Source organism: Cellulomonas sp. SG140 (assembly GCF_025770785.1).
In the GTDB taxonomy this organism is placed as follows: Bacteria; Actinomycetota; Actinomycetes; order Actinomycetales; family Cellulomonadaceae; genus Cellulomonas.
The window spans coordinates 32,664-56,937 of sequence record NZ_JANZLA010000001.1; the positions used below are offsets into that span (position 1 = coordinate 32,664).

24 protein-coding genes are annotated in these 24,274 nt (G+C 73.5%); 10 read left to right on the forward strand and 14 right to left on the reverse strand.

The features are described 5' to 3' along the window. Positions 1-4: 4 nt before the first annotated feature. Complete coding sequence (gene hydA, locus N0B34_RS00155) at positions 5-1,426, reverse strand: dihydropyrimidinase (protein WP_263729136.1); 1,422 nt, start codon at positions 1,424-1,426, stop codon at positions 5-7. 43 nt (positions 1,427-1,469) lie between these two features. After that, positions 1,470-2,318: a nitrilase-related carbon-nitrogen hydrolase gene (locus N0B34_RS00160; RefSeq protein WP_263729138.1), complete on the reverse strand. Its 849-nt coding sequence runs from the start codon at positions 2,316-2,318 to the stop codon at positions 1,470-1,472. A gap of 215 nt (positions 2,319-2,533) precedes the next feature. Here N0B34_RS00160 and N0B34_RS00165 point away from each other — a divergent pair, with 215 nt between their 5' ends. The 5 genes from N0B34_RS00165 to cofD all read left to right on the forward strand — a co-directional run bounded on the left by N0B34_RS00165 (position 2,534) and on the right by cofD (position 8,039). Continuing rightward, positions 2,534-3,952 (forward strand): aminotransferase class I/II-fold pyridoxal phosphate-dependent enzyme, encoded by a 1,419-nt coding sequence (locus tag N0B34_RS00165; protein ID WP_263729139.1) that lies wholly within the window; start codon positions 2,534-2,536, stop codon positions 3,950-3,952. A 175-nt stretch (positions 3,953-4,127) separates the two neighbouring features. After that, complete coding sequence (locus tag N0B34_RS00170) at positions 4,128-5,180, forward strand: putative F420-0 ABC transporter substrate-binding protein (protein ID WP_263729140.1); 1,053 nt, start codon at positions 4,128-4,130, stop codon at positions 5,178-5,180. Positions 5,181-5,185: 5 nt separating this feature from the next. Continuing rightward, the gene (locus N0B34_RS00175; RefSeq protein ID WP_263729142.1) at positions 5,186-6,220 is read left to right on the forward strand and encodes a putative F420-0 ABC transporter permease subunit; all 1,035 of its coding nucleotides are present in this window, start codon (positions 5,186-5,188) and stop codon (positions 6,218-6,220) included. After that, positions 6,211-7,056 (forward strand): putative F420-0 ABC transporter ATP-binding protein, encoded by an 846-nt coding sequence (locus N0B34_RS00180; RefSeq protein ID WP_263729143.1) that lies wholly within the window; start codon positions 6,211-6,213, stop codon positions 7,054-7,056. The genes N0B34_RS00175 and N0B34_RS00180 overlap by 10 nt, the downstream gene beginning before the upstream one ends. Further along, positions 7,053-8,039, forward strand: a complete 987-nt coding sequence (gene cofD, locus N0B34_RS00185; protein ID WP_263729144.1) for a 2-phospho-L-lactate transferase — start codon at positions 7,053-7,055, stop codon at positions 8,037-8,039. Before N0B34_RS00180 ends, cofD begins: the two co-directional genes overlap by 4 nt. 681 nt (positions 8,040-8,720) lie before the next feature. On the opposite strand, the gene N0B34_RS00190 is transcribed toward cofD, so the two are convergent. Next, positions 8,721-9,227 carry a hypothetical protein gene (locus N0B34_RS00190; RefSeq protein ID WP_263729146.1) on the reverse strand — a complete coding sequence of 169 codons (507 nt, stop codon included), beginning with the start codon at positions 9,225-9,227 and terminating at the stop codon, positions 8,721-8,723. Positions 9,228-10,006: 779 nt separating this feature from the next. Further along, positions 10,007-10,315 carry a hypothetical protein gene (locus N0B34_RS00195; RefSeq protein WP_263729147.1) on the reverse strand — a complete coding sequence of 103 codons (309 nt, stop codon included), beginning with the start codon at positions 10,313-10,315 and terminating at the stop codon, positions 10,007-10,009. Between the two features lie 372 nt (positions 10,316-10,687). On the opposite strand from N0B34_RS00195, the gene N0B34_RS00200 reads away from it, so the two are divergent. Then, positions 10,688-10,906, forward strand: a complete 219-nt coding sequence (locus tag N0B34_RS00200) for a hypothetical protein (protein WP_263729148.1) — start codon at positions 10,688-10,690, stop codon at positions 10,904-10,906. A gap of 55 nt (positions 10,907-10,961) precedes the next feature. On the opposite strand, the gene cofC is transcribed toward N0B34_RS00200, so the two are convergent. Then, entirely contained in the window at positions 10,962-11,651 is a 690-nt protein-coding gene (gene cofC / locus N0B34_RS00205) for a 2-phospho-L-lactate guanylyltransferase (RefSeq protein WP_263729149.1), read from the reverse strand. Positions 11,652-11,768: 117 nt separating this feature from the next. Between cofC and N0B34_RS00210 the strand changes: the two genes are divergently transcribed. Further along, on the forward strand, positions 11,769-12,059 hold the full coding sequence (locus N0B34_RS00210; RefSeq protein WP_263729150.1) for an antibiotic biosynthesis monooxygenase family protein: 291 nt from the start codon (positions 11,769-11,771) through the stop codon (positions 12,057-12,059). Between the two features lie 120 nt (positions 12,060-12,179). Beyond that, the gene (locus N0B34_RS00215; RefSeq protein WP_263729151.1) at positions 12,180-13,388 is read left to right on the forward strand and encodes a PQQ-binding-like beta-propeller repeat protein; all 1,209 of its coding nucleotides are present in this window, start codon (positions 12,180-12,182) and stop codon (positions 13,386-13,388) included. Positions 13,389-13,432: 44 nt separating this feature from the next. On the opposite strand, the gene N0B34_RS00220 is transcribed toward N0B34_RS00215, so the two are convergent. Continuing rightward, positions 13,433-14,488, reverse strand: coding sequence for a kelch repeat-containing protein (locus tag N0B34_RS00220; RefSeq protein WP_263729152.1), 1,056 nt, complete (start codon positions 14,486-14,488; stop codon positions 13,433-13,435). Between the two features lie 122 nt (positions 14,489-14,610). Further along, positions 14,611-16,215 carry an MFS transporter gene (locus N0B34_RS00225; RefSeq protein ID WP_263729153.1) on the reverse strand — a complete coding sequence of 535 codons (1,605 nt, stop codon included), beginning with the start codon at positions 16,213-16,215 and terminating at the stop codon, positions 14,611-14,613. 140 nt (positions 16,216-16,355) lie between these two features. On the opposite strand from N0B34_RS00225, the gene N0B34_RS00230 reads away from it, so the two are divergent. Then, positions 16,356-16,946, forward strand: coding sequence for a TetR/AcrR family transcriptional regulator (locus tag N0B34_RS00230; RefSeq protein ID WP_263729154.1), 591 nt, complete (start codon positions 16,356-16,358; stop codon positions 16,944-16,946). Here N0B34_RS00230 and N0B34_RS00235 read toward each other — a convergent pair. The 6 genes from N0B34_RS00235 to N0B34_RS00260 all read right to left on the reverse strand — a co-directional run bounded on the left by N0B34_RS00235 (position 16,916) and on the right by N0B34_RS00260 (position 22,514). Further along, positions 16,916-17,203 (reverse strand): hypothetical protein, encoded by a 288-nt coding sequence (locus tag N0B34_RS00235; protein WP_263729155.1) that lies wholly within the window; start codon positions 17,201-17,203, stop codon positions 16,916-16,918. The two genes, N0B34_RS00230 and N0B34_RS00235, sit on opposite strands and share 31 nt — an antisense overlap. A gap of 1 nt (position 17,204) precedes the next feature. Next, the gene (locus N0B34_RS00240) at positions 17,205-18,539 is read right to left on the reverse strand and encodes a radical SAM protein (protein ID WP_263729156.1); all 1,335 of its coding nucleotides are present in this window, start codon (positions 18,537-18,539) and stop codon (positions 17,205-17,207) included. A gap of 53 nt (positions 18,540-18,592) precedes the next feature. Continuing rightward, the gene (locus N0B34_RS00245; protein WP_263729157.1) at positions 18,593-19,741 is read right to left on the reverse strand and encodes a hypothetical protein; all 1,149 of its coding nucleotides are present in this window, start codon (positions 19,739-19,741) and stop codon (positions 18,593-18,595) included. Between the two features lie 89 nt (positions 19,742-19,830). Next, positions 19,831-20,544, reverse strand: coding sequence for a type 1 glutamine amidotransferase (locus N0B34_RS00250; protein WP_263729158.1), 714 nt, complete (start codon positions 20,542-20,544; stop codon positions 19,831-19,833). Next, positions 20,541-21,860: a Mur ligase family protein gene (locus N0B34_RS00255; protein WP_263729159.1), complete on the reverse strand. Its 1,320-nt coding sequence runs from the start codon at positions 21,858-21,860 to the stop codon at positions 20,541-20,543. Before N0B34_RS00255 ends, N0B34_RS00250 begins: the two co-directional genes overlap by 4 nt. Before the next feature lie 159 nt (positions 21,861-22,019). Continuing rightward, a complete protein-coding gene (locus tag N0B34_RS00260) occupies positions 22,020-22,514 on the reverse strand; it encodes a flavin reductase family protein (RefSeq protein WP_263729160.1) in 495 nt (164 codons plus the stop codon). A 95-nt stretch (positions 22,515-22,609) separates the two neighbouring features. On the opposite strand from N0B34_RS00260, the gene N0B34_RS00265 reads away from it, so the two are divergent. Further along, positions 22,610-23,143 (forward strand): hypothetical protein, encoded by a 534-nt coding sequence (locus N0B34_RS00265; RefSeq protein ID WP_263729161.1) that lies wholly within the window; start codon positions 22,610-22,612, stop codon positions 23,141-23,143. 21 nt (positions 23,144-23,164) lie between these two features. On the opposite strand, the gene N0B34_RS00270 is transcribed toward N0B34_RS00265, so the two are convergent. Then, positions 23,165-24,073: an undecaprenyl-diphosphate phosphatase gene (locus tag N0B34_RS00270; RefSeq protein WP_263729162.1), complete on the reverse strand. Its 909-nt coding sequence runs from the start codon at positions 24,071-24,073 to the stop codon at positions 23,165-23,167. Positions 24,074-24,274 lie beyond the last annotated feature (201 nt).

A 24,274-nucleotide genomic window follows, 5' to 3' on the forward strand; every position in this document is an offset into this window, starting at 1 on the left:
CGCCTCAGACCAGGTACTGCGACAGGTCGCGCTTGAGGAACTGCCCGTGGCCGACGGTGCCGAGGAACTGCCCGTCGTCCACGACCACGGAACCGCGGGAGATCACGGTGTCGACGTGCCCGTCGATCTCGTAGCCCTCCCAGGCCGAGTAGTCCATGTTCATGTGGTGGGTCTTGCCCACCCCGATCGACGTGTGGCCGTTCGGGTCGTAGACCACCACATCGGCGTCGGCGCCCGGCGCCAGCACCCCCTTGCGGCCGTACAGCCCGAACATCCGGGCCGGGGTGACGGCGATCAGCTCCACCCAGCGCTCCAGGCTGATCTGGCCGGTGACCACCCCTTGGTAGAGCAGGTCGACGCGGTGCTCCACCGAGCCGATGCCGTTGGGGATCTTGGAGAAGTCGCCGAGCCCCAGCTCCTTCTGCCCCTTCATGCAGAACGGGCAGTGGTCGGTGGACACCACCTGCAGGTCGTTGGTGCGCAGCGCCTGCCACATGTGCTCCTGGTGATGCTCCGCCTTGGAGCGCAGCGGCGTGGAGCACACCCACTTGGCCCCCTCGAAGCCGGGGGCGCCGAGCTGGTCCTCCAGGGTCAGGTACAGGTACTGCGGGCACGTCTCGCCGAACACGTTCTGGCCGGTGTCCCGGGCGGCGGCGATCTGCGCGACGGCCTGCTTGGCCGAGACGTGCACCACGTACAGCGGGGCGCCGGTGTACTGCGCCAGCATGATCGCCCGGTGGGTGGCCTCCTCCTCGGCCTGCCACGGCCGGGAGATGCCGTGGTAGTACGGGTCGGTCTTGCCCTCGGCGACCAGCTGCTGCACCACGGTGTCGATCCACGACCCGTTCTCCGCGTGCATCATGACCAGCGCGCCGTTGTCCGCCGCCTTCTGCATGGCCCGCAGGATCTGGCCGTCATCGGACAGGAACACGCCCTTGTAGGCCTGGAACAGCTTGAAGCTGCTCACGCCCTCGGCCACCAGCTCGTCCATCGCGTCCAGGGACGAGTCCTGGACGTCGCTCAGGATCTGGTGGAACCCGTAGTCGATCGCACAGTTCCCGGCGGCCTTCTGGTGCCACAGCGCGTACTGGTCCAGCGGGTTCTCCCCGGCGTACTGGACGACGAAGTCGATGATGCTCGTCGTCCCGCCCCAGGCCGCCGCCGTGGTGCCCGTCTCGAACGTGTCCGAGGCGAACGTGCCGCCGAACGGCATCTCCATGTGCGTGTGCGCGTCGATCCCGCCGGGGATCACGTACTTGCCGGTGGCGTCGACGACGCGGTCGACCGAGGACGCGAGGTCGTGGCCGAGCAGGGTCGAGCCGGGCTCGAGGATCGCGACGATCTTCTCGCCGTCGATCAGGACGTCGGCGGCGCCGCGGCCGGTGGCGTTGACCACCGTGCCCCCGGTGATGAGCGTGGTGGGCATGGGGCTCCCTTCGGGAGGGCCTGCGGGTGGGGTGGGCAGCGGGTCAGGGCGCGACGATCGGCCCGTACTGGTCCGGCCGGCGGTCGCGGAAGAACTGCCAGCGCTCGCGCACCTCGCGGATCTGCTCCAGGTCCAGGTCGCGGACGATCAGCTGGTCCTCGGTGCTCGACCCGACCTCGCCGACGTAGTTGCCGTCCGGTCCGACCGCGTACGACGAGCCGTAGAAGTTGACGGCCTCGTCCCCGTACTCGTTGTCCTCGAGGCCCACGCGGTTGTTCGCGACGACGAAGTAGCCGTTCGCGATGGCCGCGGCGGGCTGCTCGATCTCCCACAGCCGGTTGGACACGCCCGGGGCGGTCGCGTTGGGGTTGAACACGATCTGAGCGCCGTTGAGCGCCAGGTTCCGCCAGCCCTCCGGGAAGTGCCGGTCGTAGCAGATGTTCACGCCGATCTTGCCGACCGCGGTGTCGAACACCGGCCAGCCGCTGTTCCCGGGCCGGAAGTAGAACTTCTCCCAGAACTTCGGCAGGTGCGGGATGTGGTGCTTGCGGTACTTGCCCAGCACGGTGCCGTCCGCGTCGATCACCACCGCGGTGTTGTAGAGCACCCCGGGCTGGTCCTCCTCGTAGATCGGCAGCACGACCACGATGCCCAGCTCGGCGGCCAGCGCCGCGAACCGGTCGACCGTCGGGCCGGGGATCGTCTCGGCGTAGTCGTAGTAGGCGGTGTCCTGCGTGATGCCGAAGTACGGCCCGTAGAACAGCTCCTGGAAGCCGATCACCTGCGCGCCGGCGGAGGCCGCCTCACGCGTCCACGCCTCGTGCAGCGCGATCATCGACTCCCTGTCCCCGGTCCAGGTGGCCTGGGTGAAGGCGACACGTACGACGGTCATGTCCGGCTCCTCGGTGGTGCTCGACAGCGGGCGAGAAGCGGTACGTCGGGTCCGGCGGAGGCCGTCCCGGCCGCGCCGCCTGGAATGTGACTGTCGAGGTTGGACATTTCTGCGGCGTTTCCCGGCATTTGCCGTCCGGGAACTTCCGGACCACCGCGTGTAAACAGTGGGGACCTTGGTCCGCGCCGACCGCGCCGAGCACGGACGATGCCGTCGTGGACCAGGGGGATGCGCGGGGGGACTCGCAACGGGCGCCGAACCGCGGGCGCGAGGAGCTCCACGTCGGCCACGGCCGGGCCGCGGCGGCTCGCCTCGCCGACCTGGTCGTGGACCGCAGCCCGCGGGGCATCGCAGCCACCGTCGCCCGGCTGGTGCACACCGGCGGCCTGAGACCCGGCGACCGGCTGCCGACCGTCCGGGCCCTGGCCGCGGAGCTCGCGGTCAGCCCCGCCACCGTCGGGTCGGCGTGGCACGCCCTGTCCGTCGTCGGCCTCGTGTCGTCCCGCGGCCGGGCCGGTACCACCGTGCTGCCCTCACCGGAGGACCGGGTACCCCCGCGCTACCGCGACCTGACCGGTGGGGCCCCGGGCCGCCTCGACCTGTCCACCGGCACACCGGACCCCGAGCTGCTGCCCGAGCTGGGCCCGGCGCTGGCGCGGGTGTCGGCCCGCATGCCCGCGGCCGAGACGGCCAGCTACGTCGCGCCGTCCTTGGTGCCGGAGCTCGAGCACCTGCTGCGGGGCACGTGGCCCTTCCCGCCGCAACGGCTGACCGTGGTCGACGGGGCGGTCGACGCGCTGGCGCGCACGCTCGACGTCACGTGCGGGTACGGCGACCGCGTCGCCGTGGAGGACCCCGGCTTCCCGCCGCTGTTCGACCTGCTGGACCAGCTGGGGCTCGAGCGCGTGCCCGTCGCGCTGGACTCTCACGGCATGGTGCCGGACTCGCTCGCGGCGGCGCTGGCCGCCGGTGCGTCCGCCGTGGTGCTGCAGCCCCGCGCGCACAACCCCACGGGCGTCAGCCTGACGCCGACCCGTGCGCGGGAGCTCGCAGCCGCCGTGCGCGCCGCCCCCCAGCCCGTCTGGGTGCTGGAGGACGACCACTCCGGCCAGATCTCCTCCGCACGGGACGTCAGCCTGGGTGCGCTGCTGCCCGACCGGGTGGTGCACGTGCGCTCGTACTCCAAGTCGCACGGTCCGGACCTGCGCATCGCCGCCGTCGGTGGACCCGCCACCGTGCTCGACGCGCTCGTCGCCCGCCGCCTGCTCGGCCCCGGGTGGACCAGCCGCCTGCTGCAGCGTGTGCTGGCGGACCTGCTCACCGACGGGTCCGCCGTGGACGCCGTCGAGCACGCCCGCCGCGTCTACCACGGACGGCAGCGCGCGCTCACGCAGGCGCTCACGCACCACGGCCTGGAGCTGGTCCCCGGGGACGGCGTGAACCTGTGGGTGCCGGTGGCGGACGAGCAGCGTGCGCTCGTGCGCCTCGGTGCGGCCGGGATCCGGGTGGCCCGCGGCCGGCCGTTCGCCGCCACGGGTCAGGAGGGTGGCGGTCACCTGCGCGTGACGGTCAGCGCGCTGCGCCAGGACGTCGACGCGGTCGCTCGCGCGCTAGCCCTCGCGGCGGCACCGTGACCGGCCGGTTGTGGGGCTCCGACCTGCGTGCCTAGGGTGTGCGCCGGAACCCCACCGGATGTTGGCGAGGGCCGCGCCGTCCCCACTGGGCGGTGCGATTCCGGGGAGCGACGTGCTCCCGTGTGAGCGGCGACGACGACGTGCGCCGACCCGCCACCTGCCGAGGAGCCCTCCCATGCACCGCCGTGCCGTCCCGTCCCGTCTGATGCTCCCCGTGGTGCTCGCGCCCGTCCTGGCGCTCGGCGCCTGCGCCTCCGGCGCGTCCGGCGCCCCGTCGTCGTCCACGACCGCAGCCGCCACGACGGCGACCTTCGCCCCCGTCTCGCTGGACGACTGCGGCACGCAGGTGACGGTCACCAAGCCGCCCACCCGCGTGGTGACGATCAAGTCCAGCGCGACCGAGATGATGCTCGCGCTCGGCCTCGGCGACCGCCTGGTCGGCACCGCCTTCGCCGACGGGCCGGTGCCCAGCCAGTGGGCGGCGGCCGCCGCCAAGGTGCCGGTGCTCGGCGACACGGTGCCCAGCCAGGAGGCGCTGCTCGCGGCGAACCCGGACTTCGTCTACGCCGGCTGGGAGTCGAACGTGTCGTCGTCCGGCGTCGGCGACCGGGCGACGCTCGCCTCGCGCGGGATCGGCACCTACGTCTCCCCCGCGGCGTGCAAGGAGAAGGGCTCCATGCCCGACCCGCTGACGTTCGACACCGTGTTCGGCGAGATCGGCCAGGTGGGGCAGATCTTCGGCGTGCCGGACCGGGCGCAGGCGCTGGTCGCGAAGCAGAAGGCCGACCTCGCGGCCGTCCACAAGCTGCCCGGTCACCACACGGCGCTGTGGTACTCCTCCGGGAACGACACCCCGTACGTCGGCGCCGGCATCGGGGCGCCGCAGATGATCATGGACGCCGCCGGGCTGACCAACGTGTTCGCGAACGTGCACGACACGTGGACGTCCGTCGGCTGGGAGAAGGTGGTCGCGGCGAACCCCGACGTGATCGTCCTGGTCGACGCGACGTGGAACACCGCGGCGTCGAAGATCACCGCGCTCGAGCAGAACCCGGCGACCGCCCAGCTGGCCGCCGTCAAGCAGCACCGGTACGTGGTGGTGCCGTTCGCCGCCACCGAGGCCGGTGTCCGCAACGTCGAGGCGGTGCAGGCGGTCGTCGCCGGTGTGAGCGCGCTGGACGGTGTGGGGGCGCTCGGCACCCCCAGCGCCACGCCCAGCGCCGGCTGACGGCGGTGGCGACGGGGGTTCGTCGTCTTCCGCTGACCGTGCTGGTGGCCGTCGGCGTGGTGGCGCTCGTCGTCACCGTGCTCGTCGCCGTCACCATCGGGCCCGCTCGGCTCGCGGTCGGCGAGGTGGCCCGCAGCATCGGCCTGCACCTGCACCTGGTCGGCCAGACGGACGCCGTGGCGCCGCTGCACGATGCGATCGTCTGGGAGCTGCGCCTGCCCCGCGTGCTGACCGCCGCCGCCGTCGGCGCCGGGCTGGCGCTGTCCGGGGCCGTCATGCAGTCGCTGACCCGCAACCCGCTCGCCGACCCGTACCTGCTGGGCCTGTCCTCCGGGGCCTCGCTGGGCGCCGTCGCGGTGCTGGTGGTCGGGGTCGCACTGGTGCTGCCGGTCGCCGCCTTCGCCGGTGCGCTGCTGGCGCTGGTCGGCACGCTGACCCTGGCCCGGGCCGGCGGGACGCTGACGCCGGGTCGGGCGGTGCTGGCGGGGCTGGCGGTGTCCCAGCTCGCGGCGGCCGGCACGTCGTTCGTCATCTTCTGGACGGCCACCGGGGACTCCTACCGGGAGATCCTCGCGTGGCTGATGGGGTCGCTGGCCGGAGCGACGTGGCGGTCGGTCGCCATCTCGGCGGGGGCGCTGCTGGTGGTCGGCACCGTGCTGGTGGTCAGCGGGACACGGCTGGACGCGTTCACGTTCGGGGACACCAGCGCCGCGGCGCTCGGCCTGCACGTGGACCGCACGCGGTGGACGCTGATGACGCTGGTCGCCCTGCTGACCGGCGCGATGGTGGCGGTCAGCGGGGCGATCGGGTTCGTCGGGCTGGTGCTGCCGCACATCGTCTCCGCGCTCACCGGGCCCGCGCACCGGCGGCTGCTGCCGGTGGCGGCCCTGGCGGGCGGCACGTTCCTGGTCTGGGCGGACACGCTGGCGCGCACGGTGTTCGACCCGCGGGAGCTGCCGGTGGGGATCGTCACCGCGCTGATCGGCGTGCCGGTGTTCGCGGTGCTGCTGCGGCGGGGGCAGGGGTCGGCGTGGAGCTGACCATCGCGCGTGTGGGCACGCAGCTGGGCGGGCGGTGGGTGGTCGACGGGGTCGACGCGACGCCGCCGGCGGGAGCGCTCACCGGCCTGCTGGGGCCCAACGGTGCGGGCAAGACGACGCTGCTGCGCCTGGTCGCCGGGCTGCTGGTCCCGCAGGCGGGCGCCGTCCTGGTCTCGGACGACGAGCCCGGCGCGGCCGGTGCGGCCGGTGCCGTCCCCTCACGTCAGGTGCCCGTGCACCTGCTCCCCCGCCGGCACCGCGCCCGCCGCATCGCCCTGCTGGAGCAGGAGTCGAGCTCCGCGGTGCCGCTGACCGTCCGCGACGTCGTCGCCCTGGGCCGGATCCCCTACCGCTCCTGGTGGGGCACGGACGACGACCCCGCCGCCGTCGATCGCGCGCTGGTGGCCGCAGAGGCCGCGCACCTGGCCGACCGCGCGTGGGCCACGCTGTCCGGCGGCGAGCGCCAGCGCGTCCAGATCGCCCGCGCCCTCGCCCAGGAGCCGGCCCTGCTGCTGCTCGACGAGCCGACCAACCACCTCGACGTCGCCGCGCAGCTGCACCTGCTCGCGTTCGTGCGGAACCTGCGCACCACCACGGTCGCCGCCCTGCACGACCTCAACCTCGCCGCGGCCTTCTGCGAGCACGTCCTCGTGCTGTCCGCCGGCCGGCTGGCCGCCGCCGGCCACCCCGCCGACGTGCTGACGCCTGCCCTGCTGCGCCAGGTGTACGGCGTGGAGGCGGAGGTGCTGACCCATCCGCGCACCGGCCGGCCCGTCATCGCGTTCACCGACCGCTCCCCGGTCGGTCCGAGCCCCCGACCCCAGGAGGACCGTTGAGGATCACCGTGCTGTCCGGCGGCGTCGGCGGCGCCCGGTTCACCCGCGGGCTGCTGGCGCTGCTGCGCGACCGGCTGCCCGACGGCGCCGGGGGTACCACGGCACAGGTGACGGTCGTGGCCAACACCGGCGACGACATGTGGCTGCACGGCGTCCGCGTCTGCCCCGACCTGGACACGCTGATGTACACGCTGGGTGGTGCGGTGCACGAGGGGCAGGGCTGGGGCCGGCAGGACGAGACCAGCCGGGTCTCGGGCGATCTCGCGGCGTACGGCCTGGGCTGGGAGTGGTTCACGCTCGGTGACCTGGACCTGGCCACCCACCTGGCCCGTACGCAGCTGCTGCAGGAGGGCCTGACGTTGTCGCAGGTCACCGCGCGGCTCGCGGAGCGGTGGCGGCCGGGCGTACGGCTGCTGCCGATGAGCGACCAGCCGGTGGAGACGCACGTCGAGCTGGTCGACGGCCGGACCGTGCACTTCGAGGAGTGGTGGGTGCGCCTGCGGGCGGGAGTGCCGGCCCGGCGCTTCGTGCAGGTGGGCCTCGAGGCCGCGACCGCGGCACCCGGCGTCGTGGAGGCGCTGACCGAGGCCGACGTGGTGGTGCTCCCGCCGTCCAACCCGGTGGTGTCGATCGGCACCATCCTGGCCGTGCCGGGGGTCCGCGCCGCGCTGGCCGGGACCGCCGCACCGGTGGTCGGCGTCAGCCCGGTGATCGGCGGCGCACCGGTGCGCGGCATGGCGGACGCGTGCCTGACGGCGATCGGGGTGGAGACGACGGCTGCCGCGGTGGCCCGGCACTACGGCTCCCGCTCGACCGGCGGCATCCTGGACGGCTGGTTGGTGGACGACGCGGACGGCGGTTCGGTGCCGGAGCTGGCTCTCGCCGGTCTCGCGGCGGCCGCGACGGACACCCTCATGACCGACGTGCCGACCACCGCGCGCATCGCCGCCGCCGCGCTGTCCCTGGTTGACCGGGCCTCGTAGAGGACCCCTCAAGCAGGTTGGTCGGTCGCCGACGGACGCGAGCCGACGCGGCGGCCTCACGGCGTCGGCACGAATGCGCCACCCGCCTTCTCCGGGACGGGAGGTCCCGGAGGTCGACGACGGCCAACATGGCGCCCGCTCCGACAACCGAATGTCCTGGCCCCGCGCTCACCCGGCCGGTCTGTGAGCCCGGCGCCCCGTCAACACCACGCCAGAAGTCATCTGCCTCGACGCGTGCTGGCCGTTCGCCGCATCGCGAGCCATGCGGCGAACGCTCCAACAGCGACACCGCCCGCTCCTTGAAAGAGACGGGCGCGGACCGGCAGGCCAAGACCGTACCGCGTGCTGAGAAGTATGCCGGCCGCCACGCTCGCGCTCGTCATGATCGCCACCAATACAACACGCCTGCTCCCAGGGGTGAAGCTGCGACTCTCCAATGCGGTTCCGACGACGGTCGCGGCCACGACAAATCCATACATCAGATCGGAGCCAGACCAGCACCAGACCAAGCCATCGACCACATATGCGACGAAGACAAGCAGCCATCCACGTCGAAACCAGTGCGTCTGCCTGGCCTCACGAACCTGTTCTGGCCCGACGGGACGCATAGGAACGAAGTCAGCGCCCACGTTCACACCCCTCGCCGCCGTGCCGATATAACCCGAACCCCAACCGTTCCAGTCATTGGCAGTTGGACAACGCCACGCGCGTCACTCTGTTATTCTCGGGCAGGATCCGGTTTTGATAGCAAGCTACCGGGTCGAGAGACCAAGCACCGACCGACGCGACCATGTCGAGGAACGTCGATATTCCAGTAGGTACGCCGATAAGCGTACACGCCTGCCCAATGATCGTGTTTCCAAAACGCATACAGACGTACGTCGACCCGAAGACCAATGAGCTCCCTACGATGTAGGCCCACGACTTCCACTCGGCGCCAGACATATTCAGGTAAGCACCCATTCCGAAGGTCAACTTCGGGTCTGCCACCACGGGATACACCGTGTCGGCCAGGGGCCTGATTGCCTGAACGAGGCTGTGGCCGACCACGCGGTACGAAGTCGGTACTTGATTTCCCTTGGAATCCACCGCCCACGGAGAATCGACCGTTCCGCGAATGACTGTCAACCCTGGCGCCACTTCGGTGACGAGGCTCACAGTCCCGTCTGAGTTCGGCAACAGCGTCACATCTGAATCGAATGTATACGAGTAGTCACCAACTGCCACAGCGCTAGGGATTACGGTCTGGAGTCGAACCGCGCCATCATCCAGGATCTGGACCGCCGCGGCGGCATGTCTGTTGTCCGATGAGTACACCACAGTGCCATCCGCGGCAACGCGCGCGGCCGAGAGTCCCAGGTCATCCGGCACTCGAACTGTCAGGCCGACACCTTGCCCGCTCGCCCGCTGCATGACAATTGGCGAACGCGGGTCACTCGGAATGGAGACTCTGTTCGGCCCCGCTTGAGTGGCCACTGAAGGGTCCCCCACGCTGGCGCGGACCCGACTCCCCATTCCTTGAGTCGCACGGGCGACCGTTCGTGCGATCGAAGACACATTCTGCCCTGCGCCGTCGACGTTGGGCGTGGCGGCCGACGCGGGACCCGACAACGCCACCCCTATTGCCATCACGGTAACCGCTGCGACGCCTGAGCGGGTGAGCGACCAGACCATCCCCCTGCTCACCATACTGTCTCCAAGTAGTGAGCACTGCGTGTTGGCGGAGAACAAAACCTCCAGCACGCCGGAAGTTAGCGGCGCACTATAACCAAGTCAAACCATCTTTGACGGGCGTTTCACCCTCACGCTGCTCCCAAATGTGGTAAAAGGCACCGGGACCGAAGCTCAGCGTCCGCCGCCCTGATCTTGTGGGACTCGCGCGGAACACTGGTCTGGGCCTACGCGGAAGTGTGGGCCGCACCCGGTGGGCGATTTCGTGCCCGTTCAACGCCTACAGCGGTGCGGCGTCACATGAGATTCCGGCAGCCGCAGGATGAGCGCCGCTGTGCGCCAGCAGGGCCACCGGCACCGGTGTCGAACCCGGTGCGCTGACCGGCGTGTGGCGGTTCGGGGACGACGGTCGCGCCCTCGAGCCCGGTCACCTCGGCGGCGACGGACGGATCGACGGTGACCACCAGCACCTGAGCCACCCGGTCGCACGCGAGGGCGGCCAGGAGCGTGTCGAGCGCCATCGCCCGGACCAGCTCGGCGCGATGGCCAGGCGAGAGCACGGCCGACAGCCGCGTCTTGCCGCGCCGCGCGTCCTTGACAGGCACCACGACGACCTACGTACGCCGGTCGGCCGCCGCCGCGTCCACGGCGCTGCGCTCATCGTGCCCACTGCTCCCGTCCCGTTCTGAGCCCCTCCTCAGCCGGCTCACTGCCACGCGCGCCGCGCGGGACCTCGGCCGTGACGCCTGTCGCGTCGAGCCGGATCGCGAGGCTTCGCGAGGACGTCTGTCAGACGCCGGCGCCGGTGGACATCACGGGGTGTGAACGTTCGCGACGGGCAGGGGGCCCGCTTCTCTCGGCCGTGGGACCAGTACGCGGGCGCATGTACGCGTACGCACGTCGGCACACGGACCCCGACAGCGCGCAGGACGTCGTCGCAGAGACGTTCCTGGTGGCGTGGCGACCACGCCATCGGCGTGGAGACGAGCGCGGCGGGCGTCGCCCGCCACTACGGGGCACGGTCGTCCGGCGGGATCCTGGACGGCTGGTTGGTGGACCACGCGGACGCCGGCGCGGTGCCGGAGCTGGCCCTCGCCGGACTCGCGGCGGCCGCGACCGGCACCCTCATGACCGACGTGCCGACCACCGCGCGCATCGCCGCCGCCGCGCTGTCCCTGGTTGACCGGCTGCCGTGACCCACAGCCGCGCCGGGACGCGGTCGGACGAACGCGCCTGACCGGGCGGCCCGGGTCAGACCAGCCCGGGCAGCAGCGCGACCAGCGACGCCGTGCGCGGCCCCAGCGGCAGGGCCGCCGCCGCCCGCAGGTCGGCCGGGACGTCCACGTCCCGACGCAGCGTGGACGCCGCCGGCACGTCCAGCGGCACATGACCCAGCGCCCGGTGAGCCGCCGCCGACCCCGTCCCGAACCGTGGCTCCAGCTCCGCGGACGGCCCGACCGTCAGCATGGTCGTCCCCGTACCGGGTGCGTCGGCCACCAGACCGCGGTCCACGCCGTCCGCCGCCGTGAGCGCCTCCGCGAGGTCGGACGGCCGCAGGGCCGGCACGTCGCCGAGCAGCACGGCCACCGGCGCCGGCCCGTCGCGCCGGGCCGCCGCGGCACCCGCGAGCACCGCCGCGTCGAGCCCGCTGCGCCGACCAGCGTGCGACGGTTCGCCGACCACCGTGACGCGCGGGAGCCGGGACGCCTCCTCGGCGACCGCGGGGTCCGCCGTCACCACCAGCACGCGGGCCACCCGGTCGCACCCGAGTGCCGCCTCGACCGTGTCGAGCGCCATCGCCCGCACCAGGTCGGCCCGGTGACCGGGTGCCAGCACCGCCGACAGGCGCGTCTTGCCGTGCCGGGCGTCCTTGACGGGTACCACCACGGCCCACGTCCGGCTGCCGGGCGCCGTCGTGCCGCCTGTGTGCTCGTCGTGCACGCCGCTCCCGTCGCCTCGCGCGGGCCGACCACCCGCGGGCACACCGTAACGGGCCCCGTGCGGCCGGTCCCGCGCGGTGGTGTGATGCACGCATCACGGCTCCGGTGGAGGTGCGCGATGGTCGTCACGATCCTGCAGGCCGAGGTCGACCCGGCACGGGCGGCGGACCTGGTCGGCGCCTACCGGGAGGGCGTCGGGGAGCTGGAGCCGGGCATCGTCGAGACGTACCTGCTGCACGACGCCCGCGACGACGCGCAGTGGCGGATCCACACCGTGTGGGCGTCGCTCGAGGCGCTCGACGTGATGCGGGCCACCGGGCAGACGCCTCGAGGTGTGCAGTTCTTCGCCGCGGCGGGCGCGCAGGCCACCCTGACCGTGCTGGGTGTCGTCGAGCACGCGTCGGCCTGACCGGCCCGCGTCGGTCGGCCGGGGTAGGACGCATCGGCGGGGCGGCCGCACCGCGCCGACACGCCAGCTCGGCGTGGGACGGGTTGGCGTCGAGCGCCTCCGCACCGCAGACTCCCCGGCATGAGAAGAACGGGCCCGCTGGTCGCCGTGTCGGTGTCCGCCCTCCTGATCCTGTCCGCGTGCACGGCCGGACCCTCCGGCACCCCGCGTTCCACGTCGGCAGCGGACGCGGCGTCCGGCGCACCCTCGTCCGCATCCTCGTCCGCACCGGCCGCGAGCTCGCCCGCCGCGACGACCCCGTCCCCGACGCCGACCGCCACCACCGCGTGGCCGCCCGCCGCACCGGCCGGCACCCCCGGCTACCTCGCGGCCGGCTCGGACCCCAGCGTGCTGCCCGGTCCGATCCTCATCGCGGACAAGAAGAACAACCGCCTCGTGGTGGTCAGCCCGCAGGGGCAGGTGCTGTGGCAGTGGCCGCAGGCCGGCGACCTGGCCCCCGGCCAGACGTTCCTCATCCCCGACGACGCCTTCTTCACGCCCGACGGCAAGAGCATCGTCGCGACGGAGGAGGACAACTTCGTCATCACCCAGATCGATATCGCCAGCCGCAAGATCGTCTGGCGCTACGGCACCCCCGGCACGCACGGCTCGGGTCCGAACCAGCTGTGGAACCCGGACGACGGCATGATGCTGCCGGACCACACGGTCATCGCCCCGGACATCAAGAACTGCCGGATCGTCGACCTGTCGCCGTCCTCGCAGAGCCCGCTGTGGACGCTCGGCACCCTCGGCTCCTGCCAGCACAACCCGCCGTCGCACTTCGGCAGCCCCAACGGCGTGTTCCCCCTGCCGAACGGGCACTTCCTGGTGACCGAGATCAACGGCGACTGGGTCGAGGAGATGGACCGCTCGGGCCACGTCTACTGGTCCACGCACCCGCCGGCCATCGCCTACCCGTCGGACTCCAGCCAGTACAAGCCCGGCCAGTACGTCACCGTCGACTACTCGAGCCCGGGTCAGGTGGTGCTGTTCGACCAGTCCGGCAAGGCGCTGTGGCGGTGGAACCCCGCCAGCGGTGACGGGAGGCTGAACCACCCGTCGCTGGCCGAGGGCCTGCCGAACGGCGACGTGATCCTCAACGACGACGCCAACCACCGCGTGATCGTCATCGACCCGACGCAGAACAAGATCGTGTGGCAGTACGGGCACACCGGGCAGGCCGGCGACCAGCCGGGCTACCTGAACACCCCGGACGGGCTGGACCCGGTGCCGCCGCACTCGTACGCGACGGTCGTCGGGCTCACCGCACCGGCTCCGGGCGCCTGGTGACGGGCGCGCCGGCCGCCCGGTAGCAGCGCGCCGGCCCTCGGCCGCTACGGGGCCAGCTGGATCCGGACGACGGTCGAGAGCGCGGACGTCTTCCCGGCCGCGTCCGCGGTCTCGCCGCCGACGACGTAGGCGGAGTCCCCGAGCACCGCCATCCCCGGGTCGGAGGTGGGCGCGGGCAGGTGCCCGACGGCGGTGACCTGCCCAGAGGCCGGGTCCAGGCGGTACACGACGTCCTGGTGCGCGGCGCCGCGCGTGCCGCCGACCAGGAGCACCGCACCGCCGAGGGTCGCGGCTGCGGCGTGCGACAGCGGTGCCGGCAGGTGCCCGGCGACGGTGACGGCGCCGCTGGTCAGGTCGATGCGCTGCACCAGGTCGATCGCCGTGCCCTGGTGCTCCCCACCCAGCACCCACAGCGCCCCGCCGGCCACGGCAGCGGCGGCGTACCGCACGGTGGTCGGCAGGTGCGCGACGGTGCGGAACGTGGTGCCGTCGGTGGTGGCGAGCACGTCCGCCAGCTCGGCGCTCGCGGCATACCCGCCGACGACGTAGGCCGTGCCGCCGTCCACCGCCACCGCGTGGTCGGACCGCGCCTGCGGCAGGTGGCCCACCACGGTCCCCGTGCCGCCGGTGGTGGCGATGGCCTGCACCGGGTCCGTGGACGCACTGACGCCGCCGCCCAGCACCACGGCACGCCCGCCGAGCACCGCTCCCCCGGCGTCGTGCGTCGGCTGCGCCAGGTGCCCCACGACCGAGGTCGCACCGGTGCTGGGGTCCAACGTGAGGACGTTCGCGGTGGTGGTGCCGCCCGCCAGGCCGCCGAGTAGCAGCAGGCGGTCGCCGACGGGCAGCACCACCATGCGGGACGACGGCGTCGGCAGGTGCGTGGCGAGCGTGGTCACGGTGAGCCGGGCGGCCGAGGCAGCCGACGCCGACGCGGCGGGGGCCGAGGCGGTGGAGGCCGTCGCCGAGGTCGGTGCACCCCCGGCGGTGGCCGAGGCGGCACCGTGCACACCGGCGGGCGCGGGCGTCGACGGGCTGCACGCCGCCACCAGCCCCACCGCGATCGCGGCGGCCGTCCCGCTGACCCGACGTGCTCGCATGCGTCCTCCGTGCCTGGTGCGGGCGCGGCGGCGTAGGGAGCCGGCCGCGGACGGCCGCTCACCGGCCGGACGGCCCATCAGACGACGTCCGGCGCGTCGTGTCCAGCCGGGCCCGGCCGGTCTCAGCGGGCGGCGCGCCTCGGCAGGGCGAACGTCGCGACCAGGCCGGCGGCCAGCGCCACGGCGGCCAGGCCCGTGGTGACCTGGCTCGCGTGCACCATCGCGTCGCCCGCAGCCGTCGCCGCGGCCTGCATGCCGGGAGCGCCCTGCAGCCCGGCGATCGCGATGCCGGCGCTGTCCTTCACCGCCGCGGTCAGGCCGTCCACCGTGGCCGGGGGCAGGCCGGCGCCCGCGAGGTTGGCGCGGGTGCTCGAGGCCAGCGTGGACACCAGGAGGCCGCCCAGCAGGGCGACGCCCAGCGCCGAGCCCAGCTGGCGCACGGTGCTCTGCAGCCCGGAGGCCTGTCCGCTCTCCTGCACCGGCACGTCGGACAGCAGCAGCGAGGTCAGCTGCGCGGTGGCCATGCCGACACCGACCCCGTAGCCGAACAGCCACAGGCACAGCGCGAGCGTCGAGATGCTGGTCGACAGGCTGAGCGCCAGCCCGCCGACCGCGACCGCCTCGAGCGCGAGCCCGGTCTGCACGATCGCCCGCTGGGACATCCGGCCGCTCAGCCGCGGCAGCGCGGCGGACACCAGGAACGTGCCCATCGCGAGGCACAGGATCACGCCGCCGGTCCCGAGCGCCGTGTAGCCGAGGGTGCCCTGCAGCAGCAGCGGCAGCGTGAACAGCAACCCGAACTCGCCGAAGGCGACGATCAGCGCCGCCACGATCCCGGCCCGGAACGTGCGCACCCGCAGCAGGGACAGGTCCACCAGCACGTGCTGCCCGGCGCGCGCGCGGCGCAGCTCGACGACCACGAACGCGACCACCGCCAGCACCCCGCCCACCAGGGCGAACGGGACCGGGGACAGCGCGCCGGACGGCTGCCGCGTCCAGCCGAACCAGGAGGACTCGATGAGCGCGAAGACGATGCCGCCCATGCCCACCGCGCTCAGCAGCACGCCCCACGGGTCGCGTCCCGGCGCCGCGGTGGCGTCCCGGGTCTCCGGCACCGCCCGCACGATGCCCACCACCACCAGCAGCCCGACCGGGATGTTCAGCCAGAACGCCCAGCGCCACGACACGTCGGTGGCCAGCCAGCCGCCCAGCAGGGGGCCGATGGCGGCCATGCCGCCGATCGCGGACCCCCACACGGCGAACCCGATCGCGCGCGCCCGCCCGGTGAACGTTGCGTTGAGCGTCGAGAGGGTGCTCGGCACCACCATCGCCGCGCCGAGCCCCTGCACCAGCCGGGCGGCGATCAGCTGCGGCGCACCACCGCTCAGCCCGGCCACCAGGGACGCCGCCATGAACAGCACGATCCCGGCCGCGAACAGCCGCCGCCGGCCGTGCAGGTCGCCCAGCCGCCCCACGGTGATCAGCACGGCGGCGAACACCAGGGCGTAGGAGGCGTTGAGCCACTGGGCGTCGGCGGCGGTCAGGTGCAGGTCCGCCATCACCACCGGCAGGGCGACGTTGACGATCGTCGCGTCCATGATCACCAGCGCGACGCCGAACCCGATGGTGAGCAGCGCCGCCCAGGCGCGACGGTCGAGAGTCACGCCCCCGGACGGCCCGCTCGGCGGGGTGGGGACGGCGGGGGGTGCGGCGGCGGGTCGGGTCACGGTAGCGACTTTACCGACACCGTGTCGGCAAAATCAATCGGTGCCGCCCGGGGGTCTCGACACCCCGTCGTTATCATGAGTCCGACCCGGCTCCGCGGCTCCGCGCTCGCGCAGCCCAACCCGGCAGCGAGGAGGCCGCCGTGCCCCGCATCCAGGCACCGACCGTCGCCGAGCACCGCGCGGCGCAGCGGACCGCGCTGCTCGACGCCGCCCGCGGCCTGCTGTCGGAGGGCGCGACGGAGGCGCCGGCTCTGGCGGACGTGGCCCAACGGGCCGGCCTGGCCCGGTCGAGCGTCTACTCCTACTTCAGCTCCCGTGAGGACCTGCTCGACGCCCTGGTCGCCGACACGTTCCCGCGGTGGTCCGGCTACGTGCACCAGCGCATGGCCCGCCAGTCGACGCCCGGCGGCAAGGTGCTCGCGTACGTCGACGCGAACGTCCACCTCGTCGCGCGGGGCGATCACGCGCTCGCGATGACCCTCGCCTCGGTCGCTCGCTCGGACGCCCTCGCCGAGTCGACGCACCTGCTGCACGAGGAGCTGCGCACGCCCCTCGTCGCCGCGCTCCGGGAGCACGGCAGCAGCGACCCGGACCGCACGGCCGAGCTGATCCAGGCCCTGGTGTACGCCGTGAGCCGCATGGTGGAGGACGGCGTCAGCGAACGCCGCGCCCGCGGCCTCGCGCACGAGCTGCTGGAGCCCTACCTCCGGCCCGCCCCGCCCACCGACTGACGCCGGAGCGCCCGGGTCCGCTCCCCCAGCTCCCGCTCGTCGATCTCTCCCCGGGCGTACCGCGCCCGGACGATCTCCAGCGCGGGGTCCCGGTTCCCGACCTGGCCCACGGGTGCCGGGGCACGACGCAGCGCGCGCAGCGCGACCGGGATCGCCGCGGCCCAGAACAGCAGGTACGCGGCCATCGACACCAGCCCCAGCGCGCGGGTGTCCCGGTCCGTCACCAGCCGGGCGCTGTGCTCGTAGAACGGGTGCACGTCAGCTCCTCTCAGCGGGCCGGACACCGTCGGGCGCCCGGCGTTCGGTCAGCGCCCGAGCCAGCCACCACAACGGGCCGCTGCGCCCTCGGGCGGGTCGGGCCCAGCCGCCCGCTGCCTGCACCGCCCCGCCCGCGTGCTCACGCAGCATCTGGGCCCACAGCGGTTCGATCAGCCCGTACGTCACCGCACGCTCGAGGTCGTGGAACCGGTCGTAGCCGCGCGGCGTCAGCCGCAGCAGCCCGTCGTCCGGGCTGACCAGCCCGAAGGCCCGCGCGACGCCCGTCAGGGCCCGCACCGGTCCGGCACCCAGCGCGCCGTAGGCCGCGGCGAGGGCGGCCGGGTCGACCGCACCGGCGTAGGCCTGCCAGAACGCCTCGTACGCCGCTCCGCCGACCGCGCCGAGGTGGAAGCGTCGGGCGAGCGGCAGCCGGCCGGCGGCGACCGCCGCCTCGTACGCCGCCAGGCCGAAGTGGTTCACCAGCAGGTCCCTGCCGGTGACGGAGGAGGCGCCGGCACCCATGCCGAGGAACCGGCGCCGGGTGATGGACGTGTACGGCGCGCTGCCCACGCGGTTGAACGTCCACACCGAGCGGCGCTCGTAGCCGCGGCGACGCGCGAGCTCCGCGACGTGCGACAGCACGGCGTGCTCACGGCGACGCGCGTGCGGCGCGAGACCGAACGGCGTGTAGCCGAAGCGCATCAACGGGTACGTCGACACCTGGTCGACGCCGGTCTCGAAGCACCAGGCGACGTCGTCGAGGAACGTGCGGACGGCGGTCGCGGCGGCCGGCGAGGATCCCGGCAGCGCGACGTCGACGATGAGGTCGACGTCCACCACGGCGAAGCGCCCGACCGCCGCCAGCACCGCCTGGCGGGAGGCGGCCGCGTCGTGCGGCCGGCCGAGCCGACGCAGCACCGGGTCGTGGAACGACTGCGCGCCGATGCTGACCGCGTCGAACCCCGCGGCGGCGAGGACGTCGAGCCGTGCGGACGTGGCGTGGGTCGGCAGCACCTCGACGGCGCGCCGCCCCGTCGTCGGCACGCGATCGACCAGGTCGGCCAGCACCTCCGGGAACAGCGTGGGCGTCCCGCCCCCGACGTACAGCGAGGTGAACGACCCGAACCGGGCGGTGTGCGCGCCGACGACCGCGTCGACCTCCCGGCGCAGGGCCTCCAGGTACGGCACGGCAGGCACGTCGCCCAGCCGCACCTTGTTGTACGGGCAGAACGGGCAGATGGACGAGCAGAACGGGACGTGCACGTAGGCGCCGGCCGGGGCGTCGAGCAGCCGCACCACATCGTCGGCCCCCGCGAGCGACGTCCCGACGGGCACGGCACCCACCTCTCGCTCTCCGGGCCGACCTCCGACCAGCCGCTGGTCGCCCGTCAGGTCGACCCGCGGTCGCCGGCGCGCGCCGCCCGACGGCGGCCCACCACCACCGCCGCCGCGGTCCCCCCGAGCAGCACCAGCCCGGCCACGAGGAAGGTCAGCGCGGGGCCCATCGTCCGGTTGCCGATCAGGACCACGGCCAGGAACGCAGCACCGACGGCACCGACCATCCACGCCCACAACGGGTCGCGCAGGTAGGTGACGACGGCAGCGACGGCGAGGACACCGAGGAGGGCGGCGGCCACGGGCATCCCCCGACCGGCGGTGGTCGGGGCACCGATCACCGCCGCGACCAGCCCGAGCGCCACACCGAGCTGTCGGTGCGGCAGCCGGCGCGACACCAGCCAGGCCCAGACCACCCCGTACCCGAACAGCAGCAGGCCCCTCGTCAGGTCCGTCCGCGCGAAGTCGTAGACGTCGCCCGCTCCCTGGGGTACCGGCCACACGGCCTCCGGGACCATCCCCAGGAGAACGGCACCTGCGCCGAACATCGCCAGCTCCGCCACCACGCTCGGCGCCACCAGGTGCACGGCGAGCATCAGGACGAGCGCGACGCCGGCGGCCACGACGCCGGACCACCGGGCCTCCCGGACCAGGAGCACCGCGGTGGCCGCCGCCAGGGCGACCGCGAGGGTCAGCACCACGCTCGCGGACCGCCGACGCACCGCGTGCCGGGGGTCGGTGCCGACCACCTGCGGTCGCACCGGCCAGCCGACCAGCAGCCCGGCCACCGCAGCCACGGCGGTGAGGCCGCCGGCGAGCAGCAGCTGCGTGCTCCGCGAGATCGTCGACCACGACTGCTGCACCACCAGCGCGACGGCAGCCAGCACGAAGACGCTGCCGAGGTACACGCCCGCCTCGAGCAGCCGGCCGCGCCACGCGGGGACCGGCTGCCCGACCGGCGCCGCGACGGACGCCGCGGGTGACGCAGCAGCGACTGCGGCCGGCGGTGTCGCCGCCGGCGAGGTGCCGGGCGGAGCGGCCTCCGAACGGGCGATCGCGGTCAGCACCGCGTCGCCCTGGGCCGGGCTCAGCGTGCCGTCGGCCACGAGGGCCGCGAGCGCCGCATGCACCGGGCCGCGAGGGGGTGTGCCGCCGGACGGTTCGAGCGCCGGTCCGGCCGGGGGAACGGGTGTCGTCGTCATCGCTGACTCCCTGCTCACGCACTGCGCGAGTCCTGGTTCCAGCGTCCTCCTTCGGGGCCCGGATGCAACCCCCAGCGGCTGGCCGACGGTCAGTAGGCCCGCGTCGCCGCCTCCGCGCGGGACCGCTCGACCAGCGGCTCGTCGATCGGCTCGAGCTGCGCCGGCTCACCACGTCGCGCCAGCGCCAGGGACAGCAGGGCGTCCGCCAGCACGGGGTTCGCCGGCAGCAGGGGGCCGTGCAGGTAGGTGCCGATGGCGTTGCCCGTGCGGGCGCCCTCGGTGCCGTCCTCTCCGTTGTTCCCGTTGCCGCGCAGCACCCGGCCCAGCGGCTGCTGGTCGGCACCGAGCCGGGTGCGGCCGCTGTGGTTCTCGAAGCCGTAGAGCGTGCCGAACGCCTCGGTCTGCACCGCCGCGTTGCCGATCAGCCGCCGGTCCCCGCCGATGGTCTCCACGTCGAACACGCCGATGCCGGCGATCTCCTCGCCCTCGTGCGTGCGGAACCGCCGGCCGAGCAGCTGGTACGTGCCGCACACCATCAGCATCGGCACGCCGTCGCGGACCAGCTGGTGCAGCCGGTCGCCCTTGCGCAGCACGTCCGCCTGGATGTCCGCCTGCGCCGAGTCCTGGCCGCCACCGCCCAGCACCAGGTCGGTCTCCTCCGGGAAGTCGTCGCCGATGCCGACGAAGTGCACCACCGGGTCGAGGCCGCGCCACCGGGCCCGCTGCAGCAGCGTCAGCCGGTTGCCGCGGTCCCCGTACGTGTTCATCTCGTCCGGGTACAGGTGCACCAGGTGCAGGGTCATCGTGCGGTCCCCTTCGCGGCCGATGCCGAGAGCATGGTGTGCAGCCGCAGCATGGCGGTGTAGGTGGAGAACACCACCGTCTCCCCCGGCGTGCCGGCGACGAGCGCCACCGCCGCCTCCAGGTCCGGCTCGATGCGACCGACCGGCACGTCGTCGTACCTCAGCCGCAACGCCATGTCGACCGCCCGGATCCCCGTCGTCATCGCCACCTCGCGCCCGGCGAGCGGCGAGAAGTCCACGTCCCACAGCCAGGACAGGTCCCTGCCGTCCGCGACCAGGTCGTTGACCGCGACGACGACCGTGGTCCCCTCCCGCACGTAGGACGCGAGGCCCTGCCGGAAGCTGGCCGGGTTCTTCACCAGGTTCAGCTGCACACGCCCGCCGCCCGGCAGCGCGTACACCTGGCCCCGGCCGAACGCGGGTCGCACGTCGGCCAGCTGGTCCACGAGCGTGCGCACCGGCACGTCCGGCAGCAGGGCGTGCACCAGGGCCAGCGCCGCGGCACCGTTCTGGAAGTTGTGCTGACCGGTCACCTGCAGGCGCGCGTCGACCTCCTGGTCATCCACCCGGTAGCGCGCACGGTCACCGTCGAACGCGAGCAGCTCCACCCCTGGCACCGGCGGGACCGGGGCCGGCTCCTCGAGCTCACCGGTCACCGTGCCGGGCGCCATGTGCGTCGCAGCGCCCGTTCCGGTGCGCACCAGCTCGTCGTCCCGCGGGAAGTACCGCAGCAGGTCCGGTGCCACCCCGAACCGCTCCACGCGCACCCCTGTGGTCGGGGCGCCGGAGGACAGCCGGGGGTCGTCACCGTTGACCACCACACCGGTGCTCGCCGCGCGCATCGCGCTGGTGATCAGCCGCGCGACGGTGTCCACCTCGCCGAACCGGTCCAGCTGGTCGCGGCTGGCGTTCAGCGCGAGCACCCACGCCGGCGGCGCGGCGGCCGCCACCTGGGGGGCGTAGGCCTCGTCCAGCTCGAACACCGCGATGTCGAACGGCAGCCGCCCGGTCAGGTGCGCCTGCTGGCTGACGCTGCTGATGATGCCGCGCGTCATGTTGCTGCCGGTCGCGTTGGTCAGCACGCGCAGCCCGTTGGCCCGCAGCACCTCGACCACCATCTTGGTGGTGGTCGTCTTGCCGTTGGTCCCCGTGACCATGACCACGCCGCGCGGCAGCTGTCCCAGCACGGCGGCCAGGTAGCCCGGCACCAGCCGCTCGACCACCCGCCCCGGCATCGCCTGCCCCGCGCTGCGTCCGCGCAGCCGCACCGCGGCGGCGACCGCCTTGCCGGTCAGTGTGCCGAGAAGCCTTCGCACGCGTTCTGCCCTCTGCTCGACGGGCCCGGGTTCCCCTGCGGGCGCCCCGACCTTACCCGGCGCCGGGACGACGACGCCCGTCGCGGCGTTGCCCGGCGGCTGCGCCCACCCCCGCCGAGACGGTCCGCGCGTCCGCGCCTCCGCGACCAAGGGATCTCCTCACGGCTCGCGACGCCCGCTCAGCCGGTGGTACGTCCGGTCCCGGTAGACCAGGGGGTGCGCCTCCCGACGGTCGGAGGCCTGCTGCGCAAGCACCGCCACCAGGTAGCTGCTGCCCACCGGCGCGCGCTGCACCACCTCGCCCTGGATCCAGGCCACGGCGCGCTCGATCACGGGCTCGCCGGTCGGCAGCAGGTGCCACCCGCCGTCCGCGAACCGGTCGATGCCGTGCCGCGCGAACCGCGCCGCGAGCTCGTGCTGGTCGTCGGCGAGAAAGCTGACTGCCAGCGTCCGGGCCGCCTGCACCGCCGGCCACGACGACGACGTGGAGGCGATGGAGAACGCCAGGATCGGCGGTTCGGCGGAGACCGAGATCACCGAGGTGACGGTCAGGCCCACCAGGGCACCGTCCGGTCCCCGCAGCCCCACCACGGCGACGCCTGCAGGGTGCCCACGGAACAGGTCCTTGAACCGCCCGGTCTCCAGGGGGCTCACGGCCGCCGCCTCCGTCCGTCGATCGTCTCGCAGGTCACCGTACGTCCCTCCACCGTCGGACCGCGCCGGGAGACGACGTGCCACCATCTGTCCTCATGACCCCCGGTGCGGACTCGGTTCTCGCGAGGCTTGCCGTCGACGAGTACATCGTGTGGACCGGTCACCCGGACCCGGCCGTCGTCTTCGGGCCGCAGGACCTCCTGCTCGTCCCCTTCTCCGTGCTCTGGGCCGGGTTCGCGGTGTTCTGGGAGCTCGGCGTCGTCTCCTCAGGTGCTCCCCTGTTCTTCCGCCTCTGGGGAGTGCCCTTCGTGCTGATCGGGGCCTACATCACGGTCGGCCGATTCTTCGTGAAGCGCTGGACGGCCTCCCGATCCACGTACGTGCTGACCAACCGGAGAGCGGTCGCTGTGCTGCCCCGGAAGACGGTGGAGCTTCGGATGCCCGGCCCGGCGGTCACCGTCCGGCGCAGCCGGAACGGGACGCACGCGACCGTGGGCTTCGGCTCCAGCATCTCGGGACGCGGCGGCTGGTGGTTGTCCGGGACGACGACCGCCCACGAGGTCGAGTTCAGAGACGTCGCCAACCCTGACGACCTGCTCCGCGCACTGGATCAGCTTCCCGCTCGGTGACGCGGCCGGCCGGCGCCTCCGTCAGGCGAACCGGACGATCGACAGCACCCCGGCCACCAGGCAGTACACGGCGAACGGCGTCAGCGTCCTCGTCTTGAACCACCGCTGCAGGAACGTCGCTGCCGCGAGCGCCGCCACGAACGCCGCACCGGCGCCCGCCAGGCTCTGCCCACGGATGCCCTCGCCCAGTGGTCCCATCAGGTCCGGCACCTTGAGCACGCCGGCCGCGAGGATGATCGGCGTCGCCAGGAGAAAGGCGAACCGCACGGCCTCCTCGTGGGTCAGCCCGCGCAGCAGGCCGCCCGCCATCGTGATGCCGGACCGGCTGATGCCGGCGAGCAGCGCACCGCTCTGCAGCAGGCCGATCACGCTCGCGTCCCGCACGCTCACCTGCTGCGTCATCGCGACGTCGAGGCCGGGTACCGGGCCCTCCGCGTCGACCGCGTCCGGTGCCGGACGGTGCCTCGGCGCACGCCGGCGCAGCCGCTCGGCGGCGAACAGGACCAGGCCGTTCAGGGTGAGGAACACGGCGGCGAACAGCGGCTTGGCGAACAGGGTCCGCAGCGAGTGCTCCAGCACCAGGCCGAGGAGCCCTGCCGGGATGGTGGCGACCACGATCAGCCAGGCCAGCCGCTCGTGGGTGGTCTCGATGCGGCGGCGCAGCAGGGAGGTGAAGAAGCCGCGGACGATGCCGACCCAGTCCCGCCAGAACAGGGCGACCAGCGCGAGGGCGGTCGCCACGTGCAGGCCCACGATGAAGGCCAGGTAGGGCGACTCCGCCTTCGACTGGTCAGTGACCAGCGCCGTCCAGCTCCCGCCGATCCAGGCCGGCACCAGGATCGAGTGACCCAGGCTCGAGATGGGGAACAGCTCGGTCACGCCCTGCAGCAGCCCGATGACGACGGCCTGGAAGTAGCTGATGTGGTCCACGCGCGGAGTCTAGGTGGCGGGTCTGAGGCTCCTGTCGGGGCGCTCGGCGACGGCTGGGCACGTCCGGCGCAGGTGTTGCGGGAACCCTGTGCAGGCGCACGACGGCGGTCCGCGTGCGGCGCCTGGCCTCGGGCCCGCGGTTCGGGGCAGTATCGGGTCCGGTCGCCCGGCGCTCCGTCAGGTCGCCGCACCGTCGCGGCG